This is a genomic window from Streptomyces sp. NPDC079141 (assembly GCF_040686775.1).
Classification (GTDB): Bacteria; Actinomycetota; Actinomycetes; order Streptomycetales; family Streptomycetaceae; genus Streptomyces.
In genome coordinates this window covers 784,160-801,081 of record NZ_JBFBLP010000003.1, presented here as the reverse complement: position 1 = coordinate 801,081, position 16,922 = coordinate 784,160, and the positions used below count along the sequence as shown (strand labels likewise).

17 protein-coding genes are annotated in these 16,922 nt (G+C 74.9%); 2 read left to right on the top strand and 15 right to left on the bottom strand.

Going from position 1 to position 16,922, the window contains the following annotated elements:
- The first annotated feature begins 5 nt into the window (after positions 1 to 5).
- Complete coding sequence (locus AB0Q90_RS13370) at positions 6 to 602, top strand: hypothetical protein (protein WP_363161950.1); 597 nt, start codon at positions 6 to 8, stop codon at positions 600 to 602.
- Positions 603 to 618: 16 nt separating this feature from the next.
- On the opposite strand, the gene AB0Q90_RS13365 is transcribed toward AB0Q90_RS13370, so the two are convergent.
- The 9 genes from AB0Q90_RS13365 to AB0Q90_RS13325 are packed head-to-tail and all read right to left on the bottom strand — an operon-like array spanning position 619 to position 8,315.
- Positions 619 to 1,230, bottom strand: coding sequence for a V-type ATP synthase subunit D (locus tag AB0Q90_RS13365; RefSeq protein ID WP_363161949.1), 612 nt, complete (start codon positions 1,228 to 1,230; stop codon positions 619 to 621).
- Between the two features lie 4 nt (positions 1,231 to 1,234).
- Entirely contained in the window at positions 1,235 to 2,614 is a 1,380-nt protein-coding gene (locus AB0Q90_RS13360; RefSeq protein ID WP_363161948.1) for a V-type ATP synthase subunit B, read from the bottom strand.
- Positions 2,611 to 4,359 carry a V-type ATP synthase subunit A gene (locus tag AB0Q90_RS13355; RefSeq protein ID WP_363161947.1) on the bottom strand — a complete coding sequence of 583 codons (1,749 nt, stop codon included), beginning with the start codon at positions 4,357 to 4,359 and terminating at the stop codon, positions 2,611 to 2,613. Before AB0Q90_RS13355 ends, AB0Q90_RS13360 begins: the two co-directional genes overlap by 4 nt.
- Entirely contained in the window at positions 4,347 to 4,859 is a 513-nt protein-coding gene (locus tag AB0Q90_RS13350; protein WP_363161946.1) for a V-type ATP synthase subunit E family protein, read from the bottom strand. The genes AB0Q90_RS13355 and AB0Q90_RS13350 overlap by 13 nt, the downstream gene beginning before the upstream one ends.
- Positions 4,856 to 5,077: a V-type ATP synthase subunit F gene (locus AB0Q90_RS13345; protein ID WP_363161945.1), complete on the bottom strand. Its 222-nt coding sequence runs from the start codon at positions 5,075 to 5,077 to the stop codon at positions 4,856 to 4,858. The genes AB0Q90_RS13350 and AB0Q90_RS13345 overlap by 4 nt, the downstream gene beginning before the upstream one ends.
- A 2-nt stretch (positions 5,078 to 5,079) precedes the next feature.
- Positions 5,080 to 5,502 (bottom strand): ATP synthase subunit C, encoded by a 423-nt coding sequence (locus AB0Q90_RS13340; protein WP_363161944.1) that lies wholly within the window; start codon positions 5,500 to 5,502, stop codon positions 5,080 to 5,082.
- Complete coding sequence (locus AB0Q90_RS13335; RefSeq protein ID WP_363161943.1) at positions 5,499 to 6,938, bottom strand: V-type ATPase 116kDa subunit family protein; 1,440 nt, start codon at positions 6,936 to 6,938, stop codon at positions 5,499 to 5,501. The genes AB0Q90_RS13340 and AB0Q90_RS13335 overlap by 4 nt, the downstream gene beginning before the upstream one ends.
- A complete protein-coding gene (locus AB0Q90_RS13330; protein WP_363161942.1) occupies positions 6,922 to 7,848 on the bottom strand; it encodes a V-type ATPase subunit in 927 nt (308 codons plus the stop codon). Before AB0Q90_RS13330 ends, AB0Q90_RS13335 begins: the two co-directional genes overlap by 17 nt.
- A complete protein-coding gene (locus tag AB0Q90_RS13325; protein ID WP_363161941.1) occupies positions 7,821 to 8,315 on the bottom strand; it encodes a hypothetical protein in 495 nt (164 codons plus the stop codon). The genes AB0Q90_RS13330 and AB0Q90_RS13325 overlap by 28 nt, the downstream gene beginning before the upstream one ends.
- A 220-nt stretch (positions 8,316 to 8,535) precedes the next feature.
- Between AB0Q90_RS13325 and AB0Q90_RS13320 the strand changes: the two genes are divergently transcribed.
- On the top strand, positions 8,536 to 9,411 hold the full coding sequence (locus AB0Q90_RS13320; protein ID WP_363161940.1) for a CBS domain-containing protein: 876 nt from the start codon (positions 8,536 to 8,538) through the stop codon (positions 9,409 to 9,411).
- Between the two features lie 54 nt (positions 9,412 to 9,465).
- Here the strand turns inward: AB0Q90_RS13320 and AB0Q90_RS13315 are convergent, their stop codons facing one another.
- The 6 genes from AB0Q90_RS13315 to AB0Q90_RS13290 all read right to left on the bottom strand — a co-directional run bounded on the left by AB0Q90_RS13315 (position 9,466) and on the right by AB0Q90_RS13290 (position 16,881).
- On the bottom strand, positions 9,466 to 9,720 hold the full coding sequence (locus tag AB0Q90_RS13315) for a phosphopantetheine-binding protein (protein ID WP_363161939.1): 255 nt from the start codon (positions 9,718 to 9,720) through the stop codon (positions 9,466 to 9,468).
- Between the two features lie 5 nt (positions 9,721 to 9,725).
- Entirely contained in the window at positions 9,726 to 11,597 is a 1,872-nt protein-coding gene (locus tag AB0Q90_RS13310; protein WP_363161938.1) for a 2-oxo acid dehydrogenase subunit E2, read from the bottom strand.
- Between the two features lies 1 nt (position 11,598).
- Complete coding sequence (locus AB0Q90_RS13305; protein WP_363161937.1) at positions 11,599 to 12,624, bottom strand: alpha-ketoacid dehydrogenase subunit beta; 1,026 nt, start codon at positions 12,622 to 12,624, stop codon at positions 11,599 to 11,601.
- A 2-nt stretch (positions 12,625 to 12,626) separates the two neighbouring features.
- Positions 12,627 to 13,637, bottom strand: a complete 1,011-nt coding sequence (pdhA, locus tag AB0Q90_RS13300) for a pyruvate dehydrogenase (acetyl-transferring) E1 component subunit alpha (RefSeq protein ID WP_363161936.1) — start codon at positions 13,635 to 13,637, stop codon at positions 12,627 to 12,629.
- Positions 13,634 to 15,436, bottom strand: a complete 1,803-nt coding sequence (acsA, locus tag AB0Q90_RS13295; RefSeq protein WP_363161935.1) for an acetate--CoA ligase — start codon at positions 15,434 to 15,436, stop codon at positions 13,634 to 13,636. The genes pdhA and acsA overlap by 4 nt, the downstream gene beginning before the upstream one ends.
- Before the next feature lie 110 nt (positions 15,437 to 15,546).
- Positions 15,547 to 16,881 (bottom strand): wax ester/triacylglycerol synthase domain-containing protein, encoded by a 1,335-nt coding sequence (locus AB0Q90_RS13290; RefSeq protein WP_363161934.1) that lies wholly within the window; start codon positions 16,879 to 16,881, stop codon positions 15,547 to 15,549.
- Positions 16,882 to 16,922 lie beyond the last annotated feature (41 nt).

Genomic DNA, 16,922 nt, shown 5'->3' with positions numbered 1-16,922 from the left:
AGCCGATGGGTGACTTCTACGAGCGGATCATCGACGTCGAGGTGACCGGCGAGGAGGCCGGGGCGGTCGCGGAGCGGATGGTCGCCTGGATGGTGGGCGAGGGCCTGATCACGCGTGAGCTGTCCGGTGACGGGGTGTACAGCCTGACCGTGGACGAGGGCCATGTGCCGGGGCCCGACTGGGCACGGGCCGTCGCCGACGCATCGGACCCGGGCTGGCTGCCGGGCCCGGTCGCCGTCGTCGTCGGGCGCGACTACCACGTCGGCGGCCAGGGAGCCGACGAGGCGGAGTACGCCGTCTGCCCGCGGTGCGAGGCCAGGACGGTGTTCATCGACTACCCCGAGCAGTTCGAGGTGGACGACGAGGTCTGGAAGCCGTTCAGGGACGGCATCGCCGCCTGGAAGGAGGCGGGTGAGGGCAGTGCCGCCTGCCCCAGCTGCGGTGTCTCGGTCCCGGTCACCGAGTGGCAGTGGGATTCGAGCTTCGCGGTGGGCGCCCTCGCGTTCGACTTCTGGGGCTGGCCGCCGCTCTCCGTCGACTTCTGCGAGAGTTTCGCGCGGCAGCTGGGGCACCGCACGGTGGAGCACATGGGCAAGTTCTGACGGGCGCCCTCAGCCGTCAGTCGTGCGTCCCGGCGGCCCACCTCCTGCGCACCGCGTCCTCGTGCTCGCCCTGCTCCAGGGCCGCGTCGGCACGGGCCAGGGCCGTCTCCAGGCGGGGTACCCAGTGGCGGCGCAGCGCCCGCACCCGCTGCCGGGTGCGCAGGACCTCGTCGCCGACGGCGCGGGCCGCGGCCCGGGCGGCGGCGTACTCGGCGGCGGCGCGCACGGCGCCGGCGTAGGCGGCCTCGGCGTGGACCAGGGCGGTGTTCGCCGGGGCCGGATCGCCCGGCTCCCGTCCCGGCACCCGGCAGGAGGCGGCGCCGGGGTGCCGTACGCCCATCGTGGCCGTCCACTCGATGTCCAGCTCGGCCGGACGGGCGAGGTCCGGTGTGTCCAGGGCGTCCTCGCCGCCGAGCAGCAGCCCGCGCCGCAGCCAGGTCTCGGCCTCGCGCAGCCGCTCGTGCCAGTGTTCGCGGGCGGTGGCCTCGGCCCGCAGGAGTTCCTCGTGGCGCAGGCGCAGGACGGCCAGCTTCTGGTCGAGCAGGTCGGCACCGCGGCGGGCCACGTCGAGACTGCGGCGCAGTCGCATCCGTCCGGCCCGGCCGGGCGGCACCCGGAGCTCTGCCATGGGATCACCTGCCGTCCGGCGACGGATGGGCGTCGAGGAACCGGGTGGGCAGCATGGACAGTTGGCTGCGCGGCAGGGTGAGCAGCACCTGCCAGGCCCGCTCCAGCGTCTGTTCGAGCGTGCGCACCTCGTCGCGCCGCTGGTCCACCAGTCCGCGGCTGAACGCCTCCTCGAAGTCCAGATAGCCGCGGTCGGCGGGGCTGAGCGCCGCCCGGCCGACGAGGTCGGCGAGTTCTCCGACCTGGCGGGCGCGGGCCAGCGCGGAGAGCAGCTGGGCCGCGACGTCGAGGTGGTCCTCGCGGGTGCGGCCGGGGCCCGCGCCCTTGCGCATCAGGCGGGACAGCGAGGACAGCGCGTCGATGGGCGGATAGACGCCCTGGGCGTGCGTCCGGCGGGAGAGCACGATCTGCCCTTCCGTGATGTATCCGGTGAGGTCCGGCACGGGGTGTGTGATGTCCCCCGCGGGCATGGTGAGCACCGGCAGCACGGTCACGGACCCCGGCAGGCCGCGGATGCGGCCGCAGCGCTCGTACAGGGACGCCAGATCGCTGTACAGGTAGCCGGGGTAGGCCCGGCGGGCCGGGATCTCGCCGCGGGCGGCGGAGACCTCGCGCAGCGCCTCGGCGTAGCTCGTCATGTCGGTCATCACCACGAGCACGTGCCGGCCCTCGGCGAAGGCGAGCCGCTCGGCGACGGTGAGGGCGATGCGCGGGGTCAGGATGCGCTCGATCACGGGGTCCTCGGCGGTGTTGAGCAGCAGCACCAGCTCCCCGGCCGCGGAGCGTTCCTCCAGCGCGTCGCGCACGAACGCGGCATCGGCGTGGGTCACGCCCATCGCGGCGAAGACCACGCAGAACGGCTGTCCGCCGGCCGTGGACTGGGCGGCGATCTGCGCGGCGAGTTCCAGGTGCGGCAGGCCCGCCGCGGAGAACACGGGCAGCTTCTGGCCGCGTACGAGGGTGGTGAGGGCGTCGACGGCGCTGACGCCCGTGAGGACCGGCTCGGCGGGGGGTTCGCGGCGCACCGGGTTGACGGGGTTGCCGCCGACCGCCGAGGTGGCCGCGCCGAAGACGGGCGGCCCGCCGTCGAGGGGTTCGCCGCGCCCGTTGCACACCCGGCCCAGCCAGCCCGGCCCGACGGGGATGCGCAGGGGCGTGCCGGTGAAGGCAGCACGCAGGCGGGCCGGGTCCAGGCCGGCGGTGTCCTCCAGGACCTGCACCACGGCCGTGTCGCGGTCGACCTCCAGGACGAGTCCGTGGCGCGGTTCGCCGGTGTCGGGGGTGAGCCGGACGAACTCGTCCCAGCCGACGCCCTCGACCTTGTCGACGACCGCCAGGGGGCCGCGCAGTTCCCGCACCGAGGTGTACTCCACGCCTGTGTTCATGACATCTCCCGGAGTCGGGCGAGCACGGTCTCGCGCAGCGCCTCCACCGTCGCCGCGTCGTGCGGGCCCGCCTCCTCGCGGGCGCGCAGCACGGGCGAGAAGTCCGCCTCCTCGATGCGGGCCGCCGGCACGCCCGCGTCGGCCAGTTCGCGGCACCGGTCGACGACCGCCAGCACCGCCTCGGCCAGCGCTGCCGTCTTCTCCGTTCCGCTGTAGGCGTCCCGATCGGACAGGGCGCTCTGCTGGAGCACGCCTTCGCGCACGAGCCGTCCGCCGAGGACGCTGATGCGTTCCTGGTCGGGCAGGGCGGTGATGCCGAGCAGGTCGACCAGGTCGGCGAGCCGGTCGGCCTCGGCGAGCAGACCAGCCACCCGGGCCCGGCGGGCGGGCAGGTCCGGGTCGTCGGTGGCCGCGTGGTGGGCGCCGAGCGCCTCGGCGTCGCGGGAGAACGACTCCGCCCAGGAGACGGCCGGGTAGTGCCGGGCGTAGGCGAGGTCGCGGTCGAGGGTCCACAGGCAGCGCACGAAGCGCTGGGTGTGGGCGGTGACCGGTTCGGCCATGTCGCCGCCGGGCGGGGACACCGCGCCGATCACCGTGACGGAACCGCTGAGTCCGCCGAGGGTGGTGACCGCGCCGGCGCGCTCGTAGAACGCGGCGACGGCGGAGGCGAGGCCCGCGGGATAGCCCTCTTCGGCGGGCAGGGCGCCGGTGCGGGAGGCGAACTCCCGCAGCGCCTCGGCCCAGCGGGACGTGGAGTCGGCGATGACGACGACGTCCAGGCCCATGTCGCGGAAGTACTCGGCGACCGTGACGCCGGTGTAGATGCTGGCCTCCCGGGCCATCATCGGCATGTTCGAGGTGTTGGCGACGATCACGGTCCGCTCGGCGAGGCGGCCGCCGGTGCGCGGGTCGGTCAGCGCGCCGAACTCGTCGATCACGTCGGCCATCTCGTTGCCGCGCTCGCCGCAGCCGACGTAGACGATGACGTCCGCGTCGCACCATTTGGCGATCTGCTGGAGCAGGACCGTCTTGCCGGTGCCGAAGCCGCCGGGCACGGCGACCGTGCTGCCCAGGGCGACCGGGAAGAGCAGGTCGATGGCCCGCTGACCGGTGTGCAGGGGCCGCACGGTGTCCCGGCGCTCGCGGACCGGGCGGGGGGTGCGGACGGGCCAGTGGGTGGTCATCCGGACCGGGGTGCCCGCCACGGTCGCGAGGACGGCGTCCTCGCGGTGGCGGCCCGGCGGGGCGATGTCCTGCACCGGTCCCGCGCAGCCGGGCGGTACAAGTACCCGCAGCGGGAGCGGTCCCGCGTCACGGATCTCACCGAGGACGTCACCCGGCGCCACGCCGTCCCCTTCCGCGACCCGAGGTGCGAACTCCCAGGTGGGCCGCTGCTCCTGGGGCCGACCGGCCAGGGCGCCGGGCGACAGCCACACGCCGGCGGCGGACAGCGGACGCAGCAGACCGTCGTAGATGCCCCCCAGCAGGCCGGGGCCGAGGGTCGCGGACAGTGGGCTGCCCAGGGGGCGGACCGGCATGCCCGGTGCCAGACCGCCGGTGTACTCGTACGCCTGGACGGTGACGACGCTGTCCCGGATCGCGACGATCTCCCCGGGCAGCCCGGCCGTGCCGAGCGCGACCAGGTCGTACATGGCGGCGCCGTCCACGTGTGCGGCCTCGACGAGCGGGCCGGCGACCCGCCGGATGCGGCCGGGGCCGGTCGGGGTGTGCGTCAGGGTGCCCACAGTTCCTCCACCTCCGAGCCGACGCCGTCCAGGGCCCTGAGGGCGAACGAGGCGAGGCTGAGGTCGACCCGGCGGCCGGCCGCCTCGCCCCGCACGCCTCCGCCGGGTACGGCGGTGATCCGGGCGTCGGCTCCGAGCAGCTGCCGTGCGTGCGCGGTCAGCCGCGCCTCCAGGTCCGGGTAGGCGTCGGCGCCGCGCAGGGCCTCGACGCCGTGCACGACCTGCCGGCGCAGTTCCTCCCAGCACTCCCGGCGGGCGGCGAGTTCACGGGCCCGGGCCGCCCGGCGCGCACGGGCGCGCGTGGCACGGTGTACGGCCTCGGCGTCGGCGGCGCCATGCCTGCGGGCCTCGGCGAGGAGTTCGGCGGCCTGGGTCTCGGCCTGCCGGAGCACGGTGGCGGCGTCCTCGTCGGCGGCGGCCAGCAGTGCCTGGGCGTCGGCCTCGGCGTCCCGCAGCAGCCGGGCCCGCACGGGTTCGAGTTCGATCGGTGAGGTCCTCACGTCGGCATCACCGCCAGCAGCGGTTCCTGCCCGTCGAGCGCCTGCGGGCCGAGCGCGTCGGCCGCCGCCGGTGTGACGACGACCAGGCCGACGTCCGCCGGGAGCCGGTCCCAGGCGGCGCGGACCGCCCGCGGGTCCGGCGCGGGGAACACCATGACGCCGGCCGTCGCGAGCCCGATGACGCGGGGCCGTTCGCCGATCGCCGCGATGCGCGCCATGGCTAGGTCTTCCCGATGAGGATGATGGCGACGACCAGGCCGTAGATGGCGATGCCTTCGGCGAGGCCGACGATGACCATGGCCCGGCCGAAGAGCTCGGGCCGTTCGCTGAGTGCGGCCAGCGCCGCGGCACCGGTGTAGGCGACGGCGATCGCCGCGCCGATGGAGGCTCCGGCGACCGCGATGGCGGCGCCGATGAGGGCCGCCGTGTCGGACCCGGAGCTCTCCGCTGCCGCGGTGGCCGCGTCCGCGGACGCGGAGCCGCCGCTCAGCGCGACGATCAGGAGCGCGAGGGCGCCCGCGAACAGGGCCGCGTCCGCGGCCAGGACCGACCGCAGCACGGCCCGGCTCCGGCGGCGCAGCAGCCGGTGGGTGGCGGCGAAGCCGGCGATCAGCAGCGGTAGCGCAATGAGCCAGGCGATCATGATGTCACCTCCGTGCTGTGGGTTGTCAGCACACTGTCGAGAGGGATCTGTGTGGGCACGTGCCAGGGGTTGAACGGCCGCCCTTCGGCGTCGAAGACCCGGGAGAAGAGCTCGTAGAACTCAAGCCGCAGCGCCTGTACCCCGGCCACCAGCGCCTCAAGGGCGAAGGCCAGCGCGTTGCCGAGGACGAAGACCAGCAGCGCGGGGAGCAGCCCGGCCGGCCCGGCTCCGGCCAGGGCGGTGGTGCCCTGCCAGACGATGTCGCCCAGCGCCGCGTGGGTGAGTCCGAACGCGGCCAGACGCGTGAAGGAGACGGTGTTCGAGCCGATCCGGACCAGCACGTCGAAGAGCTGCACACCGGTCTGCAGCGTGCCCGAGGCGCCGCCCCCGGACGCCGCGAACAGCCCGGTGGCGACCAGCGCCAGTCCGCCGAGTGCGACGAGCGCACCGGCCGCGGTCACCACCGGCGTGTGCAGGGCGATGCCGGCCACGAGCACAGCGAGGCCGAGGAAGACCGCGGCCCCGGCGATGCCGGACGCCGCGTACAGCGCCCGCCCCGGACCGCCCTCGCGCCAGCGGTTGACGATGCCCGCCGCGTAGGCCGCGGCGAGCAGGACCGCGCCGAGGGCGATCGCGCTGCCCAGCAGCCGCATGGGCTCGTCCAAGGGGCTCAGCCAGAGAACCGGCAGCACACCGGTGGGTCCGAAGAACTCCCCGTAGGCGACGCCGGCCAGCGTGCTCGCCGCGCCCGCACCGGCCAGGAACGGCCACAGATGGCGCAGGTGCGCCAGGCGCGCCGGACGGCCGGAGCGCAGCAGCAGTGCCCCGAGGAGGAGCAGGATGCCGTGGCCCGCGTCGCCGAACATCATCCCGAACATGACGACGTAGGCGATGCCGGCGGGCACGGAGGGGTCCACGTCTGCGTACGGGACGGTGCCGTAGGTGCGCACCAGCGGCACCAGGGAGCGCCGTACCGTGCCGGTGTCGTACAGGCGGGTCGGCGGGTCGGTGCCGCGCGGTGCCCGCAGCGGCACGAGCGCGGCTCCGACGTCCCTCAGGCGGCCGCGCAGCGCTGCCACGTCGGTCCTGGGGCACCAGCCGGCGAGCGCGGCCACGGCCCCGTGGCGTACCGCCGCCTCCCGGTACGTCTCCAGTTGTGCCTCGCCGGCCAGGAGATCGGCCCGGCCCTCCTGGCGGAGTATGTCGAGGTCGGGCTCCGTGGCGGACAGCAGGGGGCCGGCGGAGACGGAGCCCAGCGACTGGAGCTGCCTGGCGGCCGGTCCGAGCGTGCCGTGGCCGGTGCCGTCGGGGCGGTCCAGTTCCACACAGCCCGCGTCGGCGACCCGTACCAGGGTGTCCCTGAGCGCGTCGCGCGGGGCGACGACGGCGACCCGCTGCATACGGGCCGGTGCCAGGGTGTCAGCCCAGGAGTTCATCGAAGGCCTCCCGTGCCCGGCCGTCGTGTGCGGCACAGCCCAGACCGGCGCGCACCCGCCAGGCGTCGACGCTCAGCACCGCGACCGCGCCGACGACGCTGGGCAGCCCGAAGCGGGCCCCGGTCAGCAGGGACTGCCCGTCCTGGTCGACCGTCGGCCACCAGCGGGCCTCCGCGCGCCACAGGTCCTCCGGCCGCTCGACCCCCTCCAGCGCCCAGCGGGCCGCAGGCGCCAGACGGGCGCGGTAGTCCGCGAAGGACGCCGCCCGCACGGCGGCCGTACTGAGCAGCCGTGCGGCGTCCCGCGCGGCCTGGGGGGTCAGCCGGCCGCCGGTCAGATGGACCTCGCGGGCCACCAGCAGCGCGGCCTCCCCCGCCGCCCAGCGCGCCGCGGGCGGCACATGTGCCGCGGTGCGGGCGGCCGCCGACAACCGCATGCCGGTGATCAATGCGCCGCGGGTGTCGGCACCGGGGTCACCCCACACGGACGTGGCGAGCACGGCCCGTACGTCGGCCGCGCCGGTGGCCCGGGAAAGGCGGGGCCAGGCGGTCGACAGGGCACCCAGCCGGTACGGCGCGGGCGGCCGGTCCTCCGTCAGGGAACGCAGCAGGTCACGGGTGTTCTCGATCTCGAACCCGGAGGCGAGCAGCCGTACGGCGACGGCTCCGGGCCGGGGCTGCCAGCCGGCGAGCACCCGCAGATGCCACACCAGGGCGTCGGAGACGGCCCGTTGGGCCTCGGCGGGCCCGGCCTGCGTGTCGAGCCCACGCCTGTACGGAGTGCCCGCCAGGGCGCGCACGGCCTCGGGCAGGCCCGGTGCCGCCGCCAGGCGTCGGGCCGTGTCGGGCCCGGCCCGGCCGGCCGCCATGGCCTTGGCCCGGGTCACTCCGGCGACCCATCCCGCGCCCATGGCGCCTCCCGATGCGGTCCGGCCGGTGAGGCTCCTCCGACTGCGCCGAGTTCCCGGCCCACCCGGTCCACCAGCCGCGCGGCCAGCTCCGGGGTACGCGAACGGGCCCGCGCGCGCAGGTCCTGTACGGCGGCCCGGGCGTCGGCCTCGGTGCGTGCCGCCTCGGCCACGGCCTCGGCCCTGAGCCCGGCCGCGGTCTCGTGCCTGACCTCCAGGGCACGCGCGCGTGCCGTCCGCATGGTCCGTTCGGCCCGCTCAGCGGCGGTACGGCGGCGCTCGGCGGCCTCGTCGACGGCGGCGCGGCGGATGCTCTCCGCCTGTGCCGCCGTGTCGTCGAGGGCGGTGAGCGGAGGCGCCAGCTCGGCCGCGAGTTCGGCCGAGCGGTCGGCGGGGACGGCCCCGCCGACGGCCGGGCCGGGTGAACCGGCCGGCCGGAAGCGCGTGAGGAACTCGCGGAACCCGGGCATGTGGGCCTCCTGGGCCGACTGCGGCGTCCGTCCGTCGTGCGTGTCCGTCGTGCGTGTCCGTGTGTGTCCGTCGTGGTCTCCTTTCACGCTATGCGGCGGGCCGCCGGCCCTACAGGGGCCGATCTGACCTGCGGAAGGGGCCGGGCGGCCCTGTGCCGGTGGGCGCGTCGGCGCGATGGTGAACGTAGGACCCTGTCCGCGTCCACCGTGGGAGGTTGTCATGGACGACCGAGTCGCGCGGGAAGCCGCCACGTCGGCGACGGAGGCACGCCGTGCGGTGCCGGCCTATGCCCGGAAGCCGGCCGAGGAGTTCCGGCAGAATCTGATGGTGCGTTACCTCCAGGCCATGGCCTCCCATTCGGCACGGGAAGCGGCGGAGCAGCCGACCGGTGCCGAGGGTGACGCGCATGAGCACGGCGCAGCCTCGCACACCGCCCTTCGGACGGCCAGGTCCTCCGAACTGCGGGTGCGGGACGTCATGAAGCGGTCCGTCGCCGGGCTCTCCCCCGACACGCCGTTCCTGGAGATCGCCCGGATGCTGGCCCGTCGGCAGACCGGAGCGGTGCCGGTGGTGGATGACGCGCAGCGGGTCGTCGGGGTCGTCGCGGAGTCCGATCTGCTCGCCCGGGCCGCCTCGCTCGCCGCCCGGGACAACCGTTCCGGCCTCTTCTCCAAGCGGCACGGGCGTCGGCAGCGTGCCGTGGACGCGGGCGGTACGGCGGCCACGCTGATGTCGGCACCGGCGCTCACCGTCCACCCGTGGACCGCCGTGGTGGACGCGGCGTACACGGCCTCGAAGTCCAGGGTCCGGCAGATCTTCGTGACCGATCACCACGGCAGACTCGTGGGCGTCGTCAGCCGCAGCGAGTTGTTGCAGGCTCTCGTCCGGGACGACGCGGCCATCCGGACCGAGATCGTCGAGCACGTGGTGCGGGAGGAGTTGGGCATCGACCCGGCGCGCGTCCGGGTGGAGGTCCACAACGGCACGGTGACCCTGGCCGGCTCGCTCGACGCGGGGCTGGTTCCCCGGCTGACGGAGGCGGTGGCCCTGATCCCTGACGTGGTCCAGGTGGAGGACCGGCTGACGACGGTCTGACCGACAACCGGCGGCGGCCCCGCGAAGGGGCCGCCGCAGTGCTGTCCGGGCCGTCTAGCCCGACCTGTCGACCAGGAACTCCACGGTGTCCGCAAAGGTGGTGAGCCGGGGGTAGTCGTCCTCGTCGATCGGGATGCCGGTGCGCTGCACCAGCAGCTCCACCAGGCTCAGGAAGTCGAGCGAGTCGAGTTCCAGGACGTCGCGGAACTTGTCGTGCGGACCGACCCGGGTGAAGTCGGCGTCGGGGATGATCCGGAGGATGGACTCCTCGACCGCGGTCCGCGCCTCGGCGGCGTTCAGGGGCTTCATCTGGTTCACAACTCCTCCGGTTTCTGAAGCAGTCGGTCGACCGCCGTGAGGTACCGCGCGCCGACGGCGCCGTCGGTGGCCCGGTGGTCGGCGGACAGGGTGGCGGTCACGACGGGGCGGACGCCGAGCATCCCGTCCGCGGCCCAGGGCCGTTCGACCACGGCGCCGAAGCCGACCAGTGCCACCTGGGGCGGGTAGATGACGCCCAGGACGGACTCCACCCCCTGGTCGCCCAGGTTGGTCACGGTGAGGGTAGCGCCGGACAGTTCGCTGCCGCGCAGCCTGCCGAGCCGGGCGCGCCGGACCAGGTCCTTGAGCGCGGCCATCAGATCCTCGGGGGTGAGGGTGTCGGCGTCGTGGATCACCGGCATCAGCAGACCGCCGTCGCGCAGGGACACGGCGACGCCGAGGTGCACGCCGGTGCCGGGTGTGAACGCGTCGTTCTCCCAGAAGCCGTTGAGCTGCGGTACGTCACGGGCGGCGACGGCCGCGGCCTTCAGCAGCAGCGCCGCGGGGACCAGCCGGTCGGAGGGCGGGCGGCCGCGGTTGCGCCGGCGCAGCCAGGCCTCGGCGGCGGCGAGGTCGACGGTGGCGGACAGGTAGTAGTGCGGGATCTCCCGCTTGGAGCGGGCCATGAGCTCGGCGATGGCGCGGCGCATGGCGGCGGCGCGGTCGGCGGCCGCGGCGGCGCGGGGCGCCTCCGCGCGGGGCGGACGGTCGAGGGGCGCTCGGTCCGCCCGGGGCGTTCGGTCCGCCCGGAGCTCGTGGTCCACCTGGGGTCCGGGACGGCTGCGCTCGCGTACGGCCGCGTGGACGTCCGCCGCCCGTACGGCTCCGCCCTCCCCGCTGCCCCGCACCTCGGCCAGGTCCACGCCGAGTTCACGGGCGAGCCGCCGGGCGTACGGGGTGACCCGCGGCCGGGGCCGGGGGGCGGGCGGCGCGTGCTCGACATCGGCGCGTGTGATCCGACCCCCGCGCCCGGTCCCGTGCACGGTTCCCAGATCGACGCCGCGCTCCGCCGCGAGGTGCCGCACCAGCGGCCCGACCGCCGCAACCGGTTTCGCCTCGGCGGCGAGCTCGGGAGGTGCGGTGGTAGCGGGGACGACCGGCGCGGGCCCGGGTTCCCGGGCCGGCTTCCGACGTCCGCGGGCGCGTACGGGCTCCTCGGCCGTCGGCTTCCGGCGACCGCGGGCGCGTACGGGCTCCTGGGGCGGCTCGGGCCGCTCGTCCGCCGGGGCGGACCCCGCGCTCCCTTCCTGTCGCAGCGCCGCGACAACCGGCTCGGCCGCCGCGGGAACAGCCCGCTCCACCGCACCCTTCCCGGGCTCGGCGCCCGCCACGGCACGCGCACCGGCGGCAGCCTCACGAACCGGCACGCTCTCCCCGGCCTCGACGGCCGCACGGTCCCGCACCGCTTCCACCACCTCGCCGACCCGCGCAGCCTCCCCCGCACCCACGTCGGCCGCAGCCTCACGAACCGGCACGCTCTCCCCGGCCTCACCGAGCCGCGCGGCTTCCGCAACCTCACGGCCCCGCTCAGCCTCCGCAGGCTCCCGGTCCCGCTCAGCCTCCGCAGGCTCCCGGGTCGGTGTTGCTTCCGCGGTCCGCCCGGCAGGTCCGCCGCCCTCTCGCGCGGCGCTTGTCCCGCTCTCGATCACCGCGAGCGGTGCCCCCACCGGCACGCGCGTTCCGGGCTCGACGAGCAGCTTCCCCACGGTGCCCGACTCGAAGCACTCGACCTCGATGGCCGCCTTGTCGGTCTCCACGACCGCGACCACGTCGCCCTTGCTCACCTTGTCGCCGGAGTGGACGAGCCACTCCACCAACAGTCCTTCGTCCATGTCCGCGCCGAGGGACGGCATCGTGAACTCGGCCATCTCAGCCTGCCTTCCCCGCTGCCGGGAGCAGGCCGACCGTGCGGCGGGCGGCCGCGACGATCCCGGCGACCTGGGGCAGCGCCGCCTCCTCCAGCCGGCGCGCGTACGGCATCGGCACTTCGGCGCTGCACACGCGCTCGACGGGGGCGTCGAGGTCGTAGAAGTGCTGCTCGGTCAGCCGGGCGGAGATCTCCGCGGCCAGGCTGCCGCTGCGCCAGGCCTCGTCGACGAGGACGGCGCGGTGCGTGCGGGCGACCGAGCCGCCGATGGTGGAGTCGTCGAGGGGGCGGAGCGTGCGCAGGTCGACGACCTCCGTGCTGATGCCGCCGGTCGCCAATTCGTCGGCGGCGGCCAGTGCCTTGGGCAGCGAGCCGCCGTAGGCGACCAGGGTGACGTCCGTGCCGGGGCGGCGGATCGCGGCGTGGTCGAGGTCGACCGGGCCCGCGTCGGCCGGGAGGTCGCCGGAGGTGTTGTAGAGACCGCCGTGCTCGAAGATCAGCACCGGGTCGGGGTCGGCCAGCGCCGGGGCCAGCATGTGGCGGGCGTCGGCGATGGTCGCCGGTGCCAGCACCCTGAGGCCGGGGATGTGCGCGTACCAGCCCTCCAGGCTGTGGGAGTGCTGGGCCGCGAGCTGCCGTCCGGCGCCGGTGGTCATCCGGATCACGACCGGGACCGGCAGCTGTCCGCCCGACATGTGCAGCAGCGTGGCGGCGTTGTTCAGGATCTGGTCGAGGGCGAGCAGGCTGAAGTTGACCGTCATGATCTCGACGATCGGACGCATGCCCGCCAGGGCGGCGCCGATGCCCGCGCCGACGAACGCGGACTCCGACAGCGGCGCGTCCCTGACCCGTTCGGGCCCGAACTCCTCCAGCAGGCCGAGGCTGACGCCGAAGCAGCCGCCGTAGCGGCCCACGTCCTCGCCCATCAGGAACACCCGCTCGTCGGCGCCGAGCGCCTCGCGCAGGGCGTCGCGCAGGGCTTCCCGGTACGTCGTCTTGCGTTCGGCGGGATCGCCGGTGGTGGCCATGGTCAGCTCGCCTCCTCCGCGGGGCTCGTGACGTATCGCAGCAGGTCGGCGACCGGCTCCTCGGGCGCCTTCTCGGCGGTGTCGACCGCCGCGTCGATCTCGGCGCTCACCCGCTTCTCCAGCTCGGCAAGGGCCTTGTCGGTCAGCCCGGCGTGCTCGCGCAACCGCTCGGCGAACCGGTCGACCGGGTCGCGTTCCTTCCACTGCTCGATCTCGGCCTTCTCGCGGTAGCGGTCGGAGTCGTACATCGAGTGGGCGCGGAAGCGGTAGGTGCGCATCTCCAGGAAGTGCGGCCCGGTTCCGGCCCGGATGCCCTCGGCGGCGCGCCGGGCGGCGTCCTCGACGGCCAGAACGTCCATGCCGTCGACGGCCCAGGAGACCATGCCGTAGGAGGCGGCGCGCATCGCCAGGTCGGTCTGGGCCTGGTGGCGTGGCAGGGCGGTGCCCATCGCGTACAGGTTGTTCTCGCAGACGAACAGCAGGGGCAGCCCCCACAGGGCGGCCAGGTTGGCCGTCTCGTGGAACTCGCCCTCGGCGAAGGCCCCGTCGCCGAAGAAGCAGCAGGTGACGCGCTGCCGGCCGGTCATGCGGTCGGCGAGGGCGAGTCCGGCGGCGAGCGGGAGCCCGCCGCCGACGATGGCGTTGCCGCCGTAGAAGTGGCGGCTCGCGTCGAACAGGTGCATGGAACCGCCCCGGCCCCGGCTGCACCCGGTCGCCCTGCCGAACATCTCCGCCATGATCGCGTCGGCGGGGACCCCGCGGGCGAGCGCGTGTCCGTGTTCGCGGTAGGTGGACACGACCGCGTCGTCCTCGGTGAGCGCCTCGTTGACGCCGACGGCGACGGCCTCCTCGCCGATGTAGAGGTGCATGAAGCCGCGGATGCGCGCGGCGCTGTACAGCTCCACGCAGCGTTCCTCGAAGCGGCGGATGCGCAGCATGGCGCCGAACAGGGCCAGTTGGTGCGCGGCCTGTTGCCGGGCGCCGGTCCTGCGCGCGGCACGGGTGGTGCTCATGCGGACCCCTCCGTTCCCTCCAGGGTGGAGATGTCGCCCTCGGGCAGGCCGAGTTCGCGTGCGCGCAGCAGGCGGCGCATGACCTTCCCGCTGCGGGTGTGCGGCAGGTGCTGGTCGAAGGCGATCTCGCGGGGCGCGACGGCCGGGCCGAGCCGGCGGCGGGCGAAGGCCAGCAGTTCCTGCCGGGTGGCGACGGTCGGCTCGAAGCCGGGCCGCAGGGTCACGAACGCCTTGACGATGTTCCCGGCGACGGGATCGGGCCGTCCGATCACCCCGGCCTCGGCGACCGCCGAGTGCTCCATCAGGGCGCTCTCCACTTCGAAGGGCCCGATGAGGTGCCCGGCGGACTTGATGACGTCGTCCGCGCGTCCGACGAACCAGTACCAGCCGTCCGCGTCGCGCCGCACCAGGTCACCGGTGAGGTACCAGCCCCCGGCGAAGGCCGCCCGGGACCGCTCCTCGTCGTTCAGATAGCCGTGGAACATCGACGGCCAGCCCGGCCGAAGCGCCAGCTCGCCCTCGGTGTCCGGCTCGTCCAGCACAACGACATGCCCGTCGACGACCTCGGCGCGGCCGTCCTCCCCGCGCCGCAGCACGGCGGCCTCCACCCCGGGCAGCGGGCGCCCCATCGAGCCGGGGCGGATGTCGCAGGCCGCGAAGTTGGCGATCATGATGGCGCCGGTCTCGGTCTGCCACCAGTTGTCGTGCACGGGCAGCCCGAGGACGTCACGCCCCCACAGGACGGCTTCCGGGTTGAGCGGCTCGCCGACGGAGGCGATGAAGCGCAGGGCGCTCAGGTCGAAGGAGGCGGGCAGGTCGTACGGCCCGGTCCGCGGTGTCGTGCGCATCAGCATCCGCAGTGCCGTCGGCGCCGTGTACCAGACGCTGACCCGCTGCTCGGCGAGGATCCGGTACCAGCGGCGGGCGTCGTAGTCGCCCTCGTCCACGACGAGCGTGATGCCGTGCATGAGCGGGGCGACGATGCCGTACGACATGCCGGTGACCCAGCCGGGGTCGGCGGTGCACCAGAACACGTCGTCCGGGTGCAGGTCGAGGGCGTAGTGCGCGGTCGTGTAGTGCGCGACGGCAGCCCCGTGGACATGGACGGCGCCCTTGGGGGTGCCCGTGGTGCCGCTGGTGAAGTGCAGCAGGGCCATGTCGTCCGGCGAGGTCGGCGGGATGGTGAAAGTGTCGGGCGCCTGCGCCATGAGCGCGTCGAACGCGACGGTGCCGGGGAATTCCTCGGCGCCCTCCCCGACGATCAGCACGTGCTTCAGCTCGTCGAAGTCCGCCCTGCGGGCGGCGACCTTCCTGCGGTACAGGTCCGCCGTGGTGACCAGCACCCGGGCGCTGCTCAGCTGCAGCCGCTGGGCGACGGGGTCCGGTCCGAAGGCGGAGAACAGGGGGCACAGGACGCTGGTGTTCTTCAGCGTGCCCAGGACCACGGTGTACAGCTCCGGGCAGCGTCCCAGCAGGGTGACGACGCGATCGCCGCGTCCGACGCCGAGCGTGCGCAGCACATTGGCGAACCGGTCGGTGGAGCGGGCCAGTTCGCGGTACGTCACGGTGGTCACGGAGTCGTCGCGGCCCACGCAGCGCAGCGCCACCGTTGCCCCGTGGTCGGATGCGGCGTGCCGGTCGACGGCCTCGTACGCGATGTTCAGTCCTCGTCCGCCCGGCAGTCCGTGGAGCTTGGTGCGGGCCCGGGCCCAGGAGAAGGCCTCGTACGCCTTCTCGTAGTCGTCCAGGTTGGGGGGTACCCGAGGCGGAGTCTCCTTGCGGACGGTCTCCCAAGGCATGGCATCCCCTTCCCGTGGGGCCGACGAGCAGCCGGAGGGCCTCTTTCGACCATCCCGCCCGGGGCGCGGCGCGGGCACTGGGCCGAACGTCCCCGTCCGGGGGCCGGGGGTCACGAGCAGTCGGCGTCGCGGTACCGGGTGACCAGGTCCAGCTCGGTGGAGAGGGCCTCGGTCAGTTCGGTGAGCTCGGGGAAGCCGTCGGGGTCGGCCGTCGCGGCGAGGGTGAGGGTGCCGGCGTAGGAGAGGACCTCGAAGTGGACGGGGACGTTGCCTCCGTCGCCGACGGTGACCGGGACGGCGCAGACGACCGGGATGCCGCCGAAGGCGACCTGCTCGGCGGGGCCGCGCACGTGGGTCACCAGGGTGTGGAAGCGGTGCTGGTGGTTCATGTACCAGCGGTAGCCGCCCAGCCGCGCCAGCGGCCGGAACAGCCAGCCCAGCACCGCGATCGGGGCCGGCCCGGTGGCGGCCGCCCGGTGCGCGCGGACCCGCGCCGACACCAGCCGCAGCCGCTCGGGTACGGCGCCGACGGCCGGCACGGACACCAGCATGGGGCTGACCATGTTGCCCAGGGCGCTGTCCGCCTCCGGTCGGCGGCCGGACACCGGCACGGTGATGACGAACGCGTCGGGGGATTCCCCCCTGCCCACGAGCACCCGGCGCAGTGCGCCCGCGACCGCGACCAGGACGGCGTCGTTGACACTTGCGCCGTGCCGGTGGGCGGCGTCCCGCACCGCGGCGAGGTCGGTGTGGACCGCGCCGAGCCGGCGGCGCGGTCCCGTGCGCCGGTTCAGGGAGGTCGGGGCGGCCCGCGGGGGTCGCAGTCCGCCTCCGGCGCCCAGGGAGGCACGCAGCTGACGCCCTGAGGCGAGGGCACGGCGCGGCGCCGCCAGACGGGTGTGCAGCGCGTCGCGGGCCAGTGCCGCCCTGCCGGGCGCCGGGCGGGGGAAGGCCGCCTCGGGCCCGGGTTCCGGCGCGTCGACGAGACGGGTCAGCACCGCGAGCCCGCCGACCCCGTCGGCGAGGGCGTGGTGCAGGACGAGCACCAGGGCGCCCGCGCTCCCGGCGACATCCGTGACCAGGGTCGCCGACCACAGCGGTGCGCTGCGCGGCAGCGGGCGCACGATCACCGACAGGGCCGTGTCCAGCAGTGCCTGTTCGTCGCCCGGCGGCGCGCAGCGCACCGTGCGGACGTGGTGGCGCGGGTCGAACGACGGATCGTCGGTCCAGACCGGCCCGCCGCATCCGAGGGGCACGTCCATCAGGCGCCGGCGCAGCCGCGGCACCGCCGGTACGCGCTCGGCGATCATCTTGAGGACGTGTTCGGGTGTGACCGGGCCGCCCGCGCTTTCGCCGAGCAGCAGCACGACGCCGAACTGCTCGGGCACCTCCCCGGTGTCCATCGCCAGGAAGGCCCGGTCCGCGGGGCTCGCGCGCTCGATCACGTCTTCCACCGTGCTGCCGCCGACGGGACGGCGCCAAGGGC

What these genes read in the sequence shown, in the direction of transcription:
- AB0Q90_RS13305 (WP_363161937.1), bottom strand. Translation starts at nt 12,624, where the DNA reads ATGGCCACCACCGGCGATCCCGCCGAACGCAAGACGACGTACCGGGAA.
- AB0Q90_RS13315 (WP_363161939.1), bottom strand. Translation starts at nt 9,720, where the DNA reads ATGAAGCCCCTGAACGCCGCCGAGGCGCGGACCGCGGTCGAGGAGTCC.
- acsA (WP_363161935.1), bottom strand. Translation starts at nt 15,436, where the DNA reads ATGCCTTGGGAGACCGTCCGCAAGGAGACTCCGCCTCGGGTACCCCCC.
- AB0Q90_RS13310 (WP_363161938.1), bottom strand. Translation starts at nt 11,597, where the DNA reads ATGGCCGAGTTCACGATGCCGTCCCTCGGCGCGGACATGGACGAAGGA.
- AB0Q90_RS13320 (WP_363161940.1), top strand. Translation starts at nt 8,536, where the DNA reads ATGGACGACCGAGTCGCGCGGGAAGCCGCCACGTCGGCGACGGAGGCA.
- AB0Q90_RS13330 (WP_363161942.1), bottom strand. Translation starts at nt 7,848, where the DNA reads ATGGGCGCGGGATGGGTCGCCGGAGTGACCCGGGCCAAGGCCATGGCG.
- AB0Q90_RS13325 (WP_363161941.1), bottom strand. Translation starts at nt 8,315, where the DNA reads ATGCCCGGGTTCCGCGAGTTCCTCACGCGCTTCCGGCCGGCCGGTTCA.
- pdhA (WP_363161936.1), bottom strand. Translation starts at nt 13,637, where the DNA reads ATGAGCACCACCCGTGCCGCGCGCAGGACCGGCGCCCGGCAACAGGCC.
- AB0Q90_RS13335 (WP_363161943.1), bottom strand. Translation starts at nt 6,938, where the DNA reads ATGAACTCCTGGGCTGACACCCTGGCACCGGCCCGTATGCAGCGGGTC.
- AB0Q90_RS13370 (WP_363161950.1), top strand. Translation starts at nt 6, where the DNA reads ATGGGTGACTTCTACGAGCGGATCATCGACGTCGAGGTGACCGGCGAG.
- AB0Q90_RS13365 (WP_363161949.1), bottom strand. Translation starts at nt 1,230, where the DNA reads ATGGCAGAGCTCCGGGTGCCGCCCGGCCGGGCCGGACGGATGCGACTG.
- AB0Q90_RS13340 (WP_363161944.1), bottom strand. Translation starts at nt 5,502, where the DNA reads ATGATCGCCTGGCTCATTGCGCTACCGCTGCTGATCGCCGGCTTCGCC.
- AB0Q90_RS13345 (WP_363161945.1), bottom strand. Translation starts at nt 5,077, where the DNA reads ATGGCGCGCATCGCGGCGATCGGCGAACGGCCCCGCGTCATCGGGCTC.
- AB0Q90_RS13360 (WP_363161948.1), bottom strand. Translation starts at nt 2,614, where the DNA reads ATGAACACAGGCGTGGAGTACACCTCGGTGCGGGAACTGCGCGGCCCC.